The 7,318-nt window shown below is 37.0% G+C and carries 10 protein-coding genes and 4 pseudogenes; 7 read left to right on the top strand and 7 right to left on the bottom strand.

All coding sequences use genetic code 11. The features are described from left to right. The 4 genes from ACFIO3_RS06350 to ACFIO3_RS06335 form a co-directional block, all read left to right on the top strand. The coding region (locus ACFIO3_RS06350; protein ID WP_375704211.1) for an outer membrane protein at positions 1-746 on the top strand (746 nt) is incomplete at its 5' end. Positions 747-1,441: 695 nt separating this feature from the next. Further along, on the top strand, positions 1,442-1,630 hold the full coding sequence (locus ACFIO3_RS06345; RefSeq protein WP_375615208.1) for a hypothetical protein: 189 nt from the start codon (positions 1,442-1,444) through the stop codon (positions 1,628-1,630). Continuing rightward, complete coding sequence (locus ACFIO3_RS06340) at positions 1,627-1,848, top strand: phage integrase central domain-containing protein (protein ID WP_375615207.1); 222 nt, start codon at positions 1,627-1,629, stop codon at positions 1,846-1,848. The genes ACFIO3_RS06345 and ACFIO3_RS06340 overlap by 4 nt, the downstream gene beginning before the upstream one ends. 261 nt (positions 1,849-2,109) lie before the next feature. Then, the gene (locus ACFIO3_RS06335; protein ID WP_375615206.1) at positions 2,110-2,388 is read left to right on the top strand and encodes a hypothetical protein; all 279 of its coding nucleotides are present in this window, start codon (positions 2,110-2,112) and stop codon (positions 2,386-2,388) included. A gap of 166 nt (positions 2,389-2,554) precedes the next feature. Here ACFIO3_RS06335 and ACFIO3_RS06330 read toward each other — a convergent pair. The 3 pseudogenes from ACFIO3_RS06330 to ACFIO3_RS06320 form a co-directional block, all read right to left on the bottom strand. Continuing rightward, positions 2,555-2,773, bottom strand: a pseudogene (locus tag ACFIO3_RS06330) (hypothetical protein). 131 nt (positions 2,774-2,904) lie between these two features. Then, positions 2,905-3,131, bottom strand: a pseudogene (locus ACFIO3_RS06325) (hypothetical protein). Continuing rightward, positions 3,128-3,496: pseudogene (locus ACFIO3_RS06320) on the bottom strand (lysozyme); the annotation flags it as partial. The pseudogenes ACFIO3_RS06320 and ACFIO3_RS06325, both read right to left, overlap by 4 nt. A gap of 312 nt (positions 3,497-3,808) precedes the next feature. Here ACFIO3_RS06320 and ACFIO3_RS06315 point away from each other — a divergent pair. Both ACFIO3_RS06315 and ACFIO3_RS06310 read left to right on the top strand, forming a co-directional pair. After that, on the top strand, positions 3,809-4,126 hold the full coding sequence (locus ACFIO3_RS06315) for a type II toxin-antitoxin system HicB family antitoxin (RefSeq protein WP_004856761.1): 318 nt from the start codon (positions 3,809-3,811) through the stop codon (positions 4,124-4,126). 42 nt (positions 4,127-4,168) lie between these two features. Then, a complete protein-coding gene (locus ACFIO3_RS06310) occupies positions 4,169-4,315 on the top strand; it encodes a CopG family antitoxin (protein ID WP_375615205.1) in 147 nt (48 codons plus the stop codon). Between the two features lie 37 nt (positions 4,316-4,352). Here ACFIO3_RS06310 and ACFIO3_RS06305 read toward each other — a convergent pair whose 3' ends face one another. Both ACFIO3_RS06305 and ACFIO3_RS06300 read right to left on the bottom strand, forming a co-directional pair. Continuing rightward, positions 4,353-4,631, bottom strand: coding sequence for a hypothetical protein (locus tag ACFIO3_RS06305; protein ID WP_375615204.1), 279 nt, complete (start codon positions 4,629-4,631; stop codon positions 4,353-4,355). Beyond that, positions 4,628-5,182 (bottom strand): annotated as a pseudogene (locus tag ACFIO3_RS06300) (phage antirepressor KilAC domain-containing protein); the annotation flags it as partial. The pseudogene ACFIO3_RS06300 and the gene ACFIO3_RS06305, both read right to left, overlap by 4 nt. Before the next feature lie 470 nt (positions 5,183-5,652). On the opposite strand from ACFIO3_RS06300, the gene ACFIO3_RS06295 reads away from it, so the two are divergent. Next, positions 5,653-6,738, top strand: coding sequence for a hypothetical protein (locus ACFIO3_RS06295; protein ID WP_375615203.1), 1,086 nt, complete (start codon positions 5,653-5,655; stop codon positions 6,736-6,738). A gap of 27 nt (positions 6,739-6,765) precedes the next feature. Here the strand turns inward: ACFIO3_RS06295 and ACFIO3_RS06290 are convergent, their stop codons facing one another. Both ACFIO3_RS06290 and ACFIO3_RS06285 read right to left on the bottom strand, forming a co-directional pair. After that, positions 6,766-7,122, bottom strand: a complete 357-nt coding sequence (locus ACFIO3_RS06290; RefSeq protein WP_375704210.1) for a hypothetical protein — start codon at positions 7,120-7,122, stop codon at positions 6,766-6,768. A gap of 1 nt (position 7,123) precedes the next feature. After that, positions 7,124-7,318, bottom strand: a 195-nt coding sequence (locus ACFIO3_RS06285; RefSeq protein WP_375704209.1) for a major capsid protein, incomplete at its 5' end; no start/stop codon positions are given.

Below are 7,318 nucleotides of genomic sequence, written 5' to 3'. Positions count from 1 at the left end.
AAACGCCTTATGTTGATATTCCTCTCTATCCTGATGAGGAGAGTAAAAGTAAATCATGGATACCCATCGAGAAACAGCATATGCCAGATCTTTCTGGGTTTATAGGTGGTTTTTATGCGGGTGTTAATTTTGATCTCGGTAATAATTTTATTATGGGGATTGATACGGATATCATTTTAACGGAAAAAAAAGACACAAAAACAAGATTTCATGCAGATGAATCGAGTGCTGGTGGTTCGAGTCCTGAAGGAACTCATACTGGTACTGGAACTGATGCTGGTACTGAAGAAAATGGTAAAAAGAAAGAAAGTTATAAAAGGGCACAGTTTGACAAAGGGCGGGGGCCTAGCTTTTCTCGCTCTGGTACAGAGACTACAGAAGAAAAGAATAGCTTAACTTTTAATCATACTTTTAAACAAAAATGGACTGGAGCCACAAGGGTGCGTGTTGGGTTTTCTGCTCATCGTGTGATGCCTTATATTGCTGGTGGTGTCGCTTATGGACAATTTCAAGATGTTTTGTCGACAGTCATTACGGGATCTGAGCTTTTTAACAGGACATCGGATGCTACAAAAATGATGATTGGTTACACTCTGGGTGGTGGTGTTGATTTTGCAATGACAGATAATCTTGTTTTACGTGCGGAATATCGTTACTCAGATTTTGGTAAAAAGAAATTTAAAGACGAGATTGAAGTTAAGTATAAGACGAATGATTTTCGCGCAGGAATAGCTTACAAATTCTAGTTTTATAGGATAAAGGAGCTTAAATTTAAAAGGTCCTATCTCTTTGATAGGGTCTTTATTTTTTTAAATTGTATGCATTGTAAACACTATTTTATGGTGAAAAAAGGGAGCATTGACTTTAAGTGAGGATGAGGAGGTAAGGAAGAGTTACTCAGATTCTTAACTGTTAAGAATAAAAAATTTTTAGTTTACGAGGTGTGGTTGAAACATTTGTTAGCCAAGAAGGATTGCTTCGTCTTTCATATTATTACAGTTATCATATTCATAGTATCGTTATAGAATTGCAAACAGTAAACTTAAAGAGAGTTTTTACTATCTAAGTAATGAGAAAATAAAGAAAATTCATATAGAGTGATGTGGACGGCGTGCACGTTTGTGCACCAATTTTTTTCCTTAGAATTCTCTATAATATCACCTGATAGCGCAGTTTATCTTTTTTCTATTTAATAATTAATTGTTTTTATTTTTTTATTAAATTGCTTTTTATATATAATCTTGGCACCAGATGAAAGTGCTTCAAGCGCAATTCAAAAGGTGGTTTGCAGAATAAAAACACGTGATAGACTGTCTGTCTTATCTGTAAAAATCTATCTAAAGGCAAATATGCTGACAGAGCTGGTTTATGGCTTATCAAAACTACACCAGATCAAGGATGATGGGTTTTTAGGTTTGACCTCAATAAAAGACGATGAGAAATGGGATTAGGCTCTTGTCGCAATGTATCTTTAAAAGAAGCACTGTTCAAAGCTTTAGCCTGTCGTGATCTTTTAGATCAAAGAATTGATCCAATTCGGCGAAAAAAAAAGAAAATTTGCGTCGGGCAGGTGGGTATTTCTTTACGAAAAAATGCCTCTAGTACTTTTGAAGCGAAAAAAACGAATTGAAAAATGAAGTAAAAGCAGCAAGCTGGTTAACACCTCTTGAGTTACATGTTTTTCTTAAACTTGGTGATACGCTAATCATTGAACTGACGCAAATTGATATAAAAGGATGCATTTCTCCCATTTGGAAGACAAAAAACGAAACAGCAAGTAAAGCTCTATCCCGCTTGAATATAGCTATAAAACATGCGGCGGCACTTGGTATAGATGTGGATATGTAATTGATACCAAAAGCAAAAGCTTTATTAGGAAAGTTATTCAAAATACCCAAAATATTCCAGCAATGCTATGGAAAGAAATGTCTAAGTTTTTTCAATCTTAAAATGATGAGCTTGTATCACATCTAGCCTTAAAAATTCTTATTTTGACGGTTTTTTGTTTTATGCCAATCAGGCATATTTGATCAGAAGAGATTTATGGACCAATATGGATTATCCTAAAAGAAAATATGAAGAGAATTGTTGGAAAGGTTTCTGATTTTCATGTCCCGCTTACAGCTGAAGCGCTTGTTATTATTGAAAAAGCAAAAAAATGGTTTTTTATTTGTTGAGAGTTTTGGAAAGCCTATATCTGATGTAGCACTTTCTAAATTTATGAAAGACAAAGGTTTTAATTATAGACTTCATGGTTTCAGATCGATTCTGCGGGACTGTATAGCAGAGACAACGTCAACACCATTTGAAGTTGCAGAATCTGTTCTTGCGTATTCAGTTGGGAATTCTGTGACAAAGGCTTACATGCGGACGGATTTTTTAGAATAGCGCCGTGTCCTCTTAGAACAATGGGCGTCTTTTATATCTGGAGGGGCTTGATAATTGTTATGTCTATTGTCGCGTCAGATGTCTAAGAAACACTTAAGCGATTAGCGGATAGATTACGATATAATCTCTCTTTCCTTGCTTTAAAAGCGGGGAGGGGGTAAAGCTTTCAGTTTTTGGTTAGCCACTGTTTTATAATGTGCAAAGATATTGTCTATCGCATCCATAATAAGTGAAAAATCAAGGATAAGCAAAAAGAGGATGAATGCTATCCACTTCATCAAACGAGCATCATTTTCACACTTTGATAGGTGATGATGATTTATTGAAGCATTTCTTTTTCTGCTTCTGTAAGCTCTGTGTGTTTTTTGGATTTTTTTCTAATCATGTTTCCATCCACACAAGCGTTCACCTAGATTATTGTGCTTTAAGATCTCTCTTACTAAGTTTGAGCTAATGGTGTTCAGATCTTGCCGGCTTAAATAAATAGGTAACCAACCAACACAAGAAGAAGCATATTTATTTGTTGCGCAACCAGTCAGAGAGAGCAGCACGCACATCAGCTTCACTTTTTTGTTAACTTCACTTTCCACCTCAAGACGGGTTGTGGCTGCTTTTAAAGCTTTTTCTGTTTGCTTTTGTTGTTCTGTTTTTTTCCCAAGAGTAAAGGCTCTTGCTAAGGCAATAAAAAAAGCGGCTAAAGCCGCGCCTGTTAGCATCAGATTTCTTTTCATCCATAAGATCATAGACGATGCTCCTGAAAGCGTTTATCAACAAAGAAAATACCAGCACCTGCGGCTAAGACCATGATAGTGGCGAGCGCCCATTGCACTGGACCATTGCCTGCTAATAAGCCTCCAAGCCCAGAAAAAGAACCAACGACTGGTGCAAGGGCTTCTGCTTTGAAAACACCCGTTGGTGCTTGCGTTTCTACTGTTTGATAATTGGAGGAAACATAAGCCCCTTTTGCCCATAAGCTTGTTTCTGCCGCGGCGCCGGTGTGCGAGACCTTCAAAACGCTTACCGCCTGCTTTGGTCCATTTCTGTAATTCGGTTGGGATTGCTTCATAATCGCCATTATTGAGTTTTTTAACAGTGTCGAGTTACAAAAAGGCTCTTGGTAGTTGACGCTATTTCTAAAAATGATTAACTAGGATTAATAATGATACTATTATTGGTTATGAACAATAAAGTTGAAAAAATAATCAGCTTGATGAAAGCATCACCAAAGAACATCAAGTTTTCAGATTTGTTGGCTGTATGTGTCTATTTCTTTGGAGAACCACGGAACAATGGTACAAGCCACTTTGTTTTAAAACACCGTGGCTTTGTGATCCTCGTGTGAATATTCAAAAAGATTCTGGCAATAAAGCAAAAGCTTATCAGGTTAAACAAGTCTTACAAGCGATAGAAAGGATAAAACATGAATAATAATCATTATACATATCGTGTTTTGTGGTCGCAAGAAGATGAGGAATATGTTGGATTGTGTGCAGAATTCCCATCCCTTTCATGGTTAGATGCTCAAGCAGAGAAAGCTTTAAAAGGTATTATGGACCTTGTTTCAGAAGTTGTTGAGGACATGCAACATAATGGAGAAGAAGTTCCTGTGCCTTTGTCACATGGTAAATATAGTGGTAAGTTTCAATTAAGAATACCACCAGAACTCCATAGAAAACTTGCAATACAAGCCGCTGAAAATGGTGTGAGCTTAAATAGATATATTTCTTCTAAACTTTGAATCTTTTAAAAGTCTATATGTACTAAAAGAAAACTAATTCTTATGAAAACCTCTAAATTAAAACAAATACCCGTTTTCAAGACGGATGAAGAAGCAGAAAACTTTGTTGATACTGCCGATCTTACAGATTATGACTTAACTGGTTTTAAATCCGTTCATTTTGAGTTCTTACCTAAAGAAGTATCTTGACTACCTCCCCACCTTTAAAGATGGGGAAGGGAGGTACTTAAGCAACCTTTTTAATGGGGTTTTCTAGATCTGGTTCGTAACCTCCCAATAAAGGCAACATAACTGTAGGAAACTCTGAATCGCCAAAATCTGTAAGAGCTGCCAAAATCTTTGTAATATTAGGCACTTCATCTTGAAGTTTTAAAATCAAAACCTTTTCTATTAATTCCATAACTTCAACTATGGCATTACAATTTTCATCTCCAATGCTGTGATGATTGGAAAACTGAAACAATGCCATCCACAAATCGCATAAGAAGTCGACACTGCTATTCATTGCACACCTCCGTGAATTTGCTCTCTTAAACATGCTAATCCTCTGGATGTGATTTTCGTTGAAGGGAGCACCTTTTCTGTACCATCCGGTCTTTGAATGGTAATAGCAGAACAATCCATAAATCCTTTCTTGATCTTGTCCTGATAAGGTAACAAAGGAGCCCCTGGAGCCCGTCGATACACCCAATCATGTTTAAGCAAGTAATCAGTTAAGTCCTTAGGTCGTACCTCTAATATCTTTGCTGCTTCTATCAAACCAAACAAACCATCAGAGCGTTTTAAATCATCAAGTGTTTCTGCTTTTGGTGCTAATTCTGCAATAACATGGTCTTTCTATTCTATTTGATTTTGTAAGTGATTCAAGACACAAAGCAATGCTTCGGGTTTGGAGTAGTCAATTTGCGGTGTTGCTACTTGTTTCAAAAGCCGTTCACATTTGATAAAGTATTGACGTGCCTCATGCCCTTTGTCATTATGCTCTATCATCGAAAGACGTTTAGCCATGTCTAATGTAATGTGGTATTCTTTTATTTTTCCACCGTTTTCTAAATTCAGACTTTATTTCCAAAAACGCAATATAATTCACGTGCGTCAACAGTTTGAACTGTTTACTTGGCCAATAGTTTGTTCTTTAATTTCTATAGAGTATTCATGATGAACTCCTTACTACTTAGACGTTTTGCATTGACTCTTTAATTAGAAAGAGCCGAGCACTGAAAAACACGGTAGTAAGTCCGTTGCTATGTTTTTCTGTGAAGGTGTTTTATAGCATAACCAAACCCACAAGATCACTATATGCGAGTAACATACAATGGGTCAAAGCCTTTAATGTGCGAAAATAAACTATCTTGGTAGCTTGTCCGCTTAGTATTTAAAGTGTTCGTTAGGTTCCTGTTTCGATTATTCATACTCCTGTAATAATATCACTTTTTTCTAAAAATCATAAGCACATATTTACTTTATTTATCGACTCACTTTAGATTTTCCAGCTTAGTTTTTTATTTATAGTGGAGGGGAAAATAATGCTCGACATACTTGACACAATTGCGATGATCGTATGTTTGTTGTCGTTACCGGTGATGGTTGTCGGACTTGTTTTAGTGTGTATAAAAAAATGGCGTAAAAATGGATTGAAAACCCTTGGCATTGGAGTCTTATTATTTCTCGGCTCTGCAATATTAGGTGCGTTTTTTTTTCACAAAATCAAACCAGATCAAGTTGCATACAATAATGAAATTTTTTCCTCCTCCTCTACTTTATTAATAGATGTTGCTACTCAAAATGAAAGCGTGACACAGGCACTACCTGAGAATATTGATAGGCAAAGTATCCATGTTCAAGATAAAAAGTCAGACGAAAATGATGGTCTAGGTTTTTGGGGATGGTTCAGGTTAATTTTCTTTGCATTTATTGCATTGTCTATTTTTGTTCATTGGCAAGATAAACGTAACAAACGTTTTAAAGAAAAAGTTTCAGAGCAGGTTTTAATGCCTCCATCCCATATCCATCTTTCTTCTGATTTATCAGTTATTAATAAAATGTTGCCGGAACTTAAAAAAAAACGGTTAGAAAAGAGGGTACAGATCGTTCTCCTTTGTGCTCTACTGATTGGAGGCATTGTGGTAACAGTAACTATTACGCCATGGTTATTAGTACCCATTCTTATCGTTTTAATTTTTGTTATTATTGCTTATCGTGAGACAAAAAAGGAAAAAAGCTTTGAGCAAGAAGTTGCTCTGTGGCAATCAGATATTCCTCCCTCTAATTTTGAGGAAGCATGTGACATGTTTCAAGAACTTGACGCAAGTGAATATGATTATCGTTTAGTACAAAATGAAAAACTATTGGGAGTTCAAGAACGCGTTACCCTCGATATTGGCGAAAAGACTCCGATTTTAGGACGTCTTTTAGTAACAAATCAAGCTATTGTGTTTGAAAGCCCTGAAGATAATGAAAGGACTACTTGGGCAAGAATTGCATCAGTAACTATAACATACCAAGGATGTCACATCAGTCACCGTACCGGCGCACCATGGAATTACCGATTTAGTGCTATTCCAAATCCAAGGTTTGCAGCAGTAATCCGAGCTCTTGGGCAGCCTTATTGATTTTGAAACACATAAGACAAAGGTTCCTCATTGTTTTAGCTCTCGCAAGATAAGCTTATACATACCGGATTCAGAGGCTTGGACATCTGTGATCACGAATTGCTCTTGAGAAGAGGGGGCTTTGTTGTTTTCAGGAGAGATGATCACAATACTATCTTGAGGTTTTGGTGGGACTCCCCCGATATCATTAATACAAAGATCAAGTTCCTTTCTTGCAATTGTGGTAGAGATTCTGCCACCGGCGTCCGATTCCGAATGTTTAATGGTGTAAATCGCTGTAATTTGAAATGATTGTTGATTATCCTTTCGCGTGTAGATGACGGGTTGCCCAAAAGTGTTGCGCACGTCTTGAATCATTTTATTAAGCAACCCATGCCATCGCATGTTATTTTCCTCCACTGACCGCTTTAAAGAGCATTTCAGGACGCGTGCAAATATAAAGCGGATAGCTATAGACCTCCGGTTTTACCCATGCATTACGGTCGTGGTCGACGATAAGCATCGTGTAGAGGGGTTTTCCAACCGTGTTGGCAAAATCCAAGCTTTCTCCAGGAGAAAAGGTTTTTTGAAACACTCCCGG

This window comes from Bartonella sp. AD328YNZD (genome assembly GCF_042196425.1).
Note: the sequence above shows the minus strand (reverse complement) of the source record. Positions and strands in the feature narration are given on the sequence as shown.

What these genes read in the sequence shown, in the direction of transcription:
- ACFIO3_RS06345 (WP_375615208.1), top strand. Translation starts at nt 1,442, where the DNA reads ATGGGATTAGGCTCTTGTCGCAATGTATCTTTAAAAGAAGCACTGTTC.
- ACFIO3_RS06335 (WP_375615206.1), top strand. Translation starts at nt 2,110, where the DNA reads ATGTCCCGCTTACAGCTGAAGCGCTTGTTATTATTGAAAAAGCAAAAA.
- ACFIO3_RS06315 (WP_004856761.1), top strand. Translation starts at nt 3,809, where the DNA reads ATGAATAATAATCATTATACATATCGTGTTTTGTGGTCGCAAGAAGAT.
- ACFIO3_RS06310 (WP_375615205.1), top strand. Translation starts at nt 4,169, where the DNA reads ATGAAAACCTCTAAATTAAAACAAATACCCGTTTTCAAGACGGATGAA.
- ACFIO3_RS06305 (WP_375615204.1), bottom strand. Translation starts at nt 4,631, where the DNA reads ATGAATAGCAGTGTCGACTTCTTATGCGATTTGTGGATGGCATTGTTT.
- ACFIO3_RS06295 (WP_375615203.1), top strand. Translation starts at nt 5,653, where the DNA reads ATGCTCGACATACTTGACACAATTGCGATGATCGTATGTTTGTTGTCG.
- ACFIO3_RS06290 (WP_375704210.1), bottom strand. Translation starts at nt 7,122, where the DNA reads ATGCGATGGCATGGGTTGCTTAATAAAATGATTCAAGACGTGCGCAAC.